A 1,369-nucleotide genomic window follows, 5' to 3' on the forward strand; every position below is an offset into this window, starting at 1 on the left:
TGCTTATTCATCCTCAGTGCTTAGACACACATCCAATAGTGTGCACATCCTATCCTTCTGCGTCATCCCATTTCTGATAACGTTATTTGGTGGTATCGGAATATCAACCGATTGTACATCGCCTACGCCTTTCGGCCTCGGCTTAGATCCCGACTTACCCTGAGCGGACGAACCTTCCTCAGGAAACCTTAGATTTTCGACCACTAAGATTCTCACTTAGTTCTCGCTACTTATGCCAGCATACTCTCTCCTGTGCAGTCCACCACTCCTTTCGGTATGACTTCTGCCCACACAGGATGCTCCTCTACCACTCGTACGTAGTACGAGTCCACAGCTTCGGTGTTAGATTTTAGCCCCGGACATTTTCGGCGCAGGATCTCTTGACTAGTGAGCTATTACGCACTCTTTTAATGTATGGCTGCTTCTGAGCCAACATCCTAGTTGTCTTAGAAATCCCACATCCTTTTCCACTTAATCTATACTTGGGGACCTTAGCTGGTGGTCTGGGCTGTTTCCCTTTTGACTACGGATCTTATCATTCGCAGTCTGACTGCTGCACTAATAATATCTGGCATTCGGAGTTTGATAGAGTTCAGTAACTGTTGTCAGCCCCTACCTCATTCAGTGCTCTACCTCCAGTATTCATATGCAACGCTAGCCCTAAAGCTATTTCGAGGAGAACCAGCTATATCCGAGTTCGATTGGAATTTCTCCCCTATCCACAGCTCATCCCATGGTTTTTCAACACCATTGTGGTTCGGGCCTCCACGGAATTTTACTTCCGCTTCACCCTGTCCATGGATAGGTCACCCGGTTTCGGGTCTACAGCATGCAACTAGTCGCCCTATTCAGACTCGGTTTCCCTTCGGCTCCGCACCTTAAGTGCTTAACCTTGCTGCATACCGTAACTCGCTGGCTCGTTCTACAAAAAGCACGTCATCACACTTTAATGTGTTTTGACCGGTTGTAGACACACGGTTTCAGGTTCTATTTCACTCCCCTTCCGGGGTTCTTTTCACCTTTCCCTCACGGTACTGCTTCACTATCGGTCACCAGTTAGTATTTAGCCTTGGGAGGTGGTCCTCCCAGCTTCCCACAAGGTTTCACGTGTCTCGTGGTACTCTGGAGTAGATCGGCCTTTTTTTCTTTTAACCTACAGGACTGTTACCTTCTATGGTTTAGCTTTCCAGGAATATTCGGTTAAGATATTAGGCTTTGTGATCTATCCGCAACCCCGGAAACAAGTTTCCGGTTTGGGCTCTTTCCTTTTCGCTCGCCGCTACTAAGAAAATCGATTTTTCTTTCTCTTCCTCCGGGTACTTAGATGTTTCAGTTCCCCGGGTGTGCCCCTGTATACCTATGAATTCAG

Annotated in this window: 1 rRNA gene (cut by a window edge); it reads right to left on the bottom strand. The window is 47.4% G+C overall.

Annotated elements, in window-relative coordinates:
• Positions 1–1,369 (bottom strand): 23S ribosomal RNA (locus tag ACJDT4_RS23230); its annotated part reaches 1,457 nt to the left of the window's first position; the annotation flags it as partial.

Source organism: Clostridium neuense, assembly GCF_045310695.1.
Taxonomy (GTDB): Bacteria; Bacillota; Clostridia; order Clostridiales; family Clostridiaceae; genus Clostridium_S; species Clostridium_S neuense.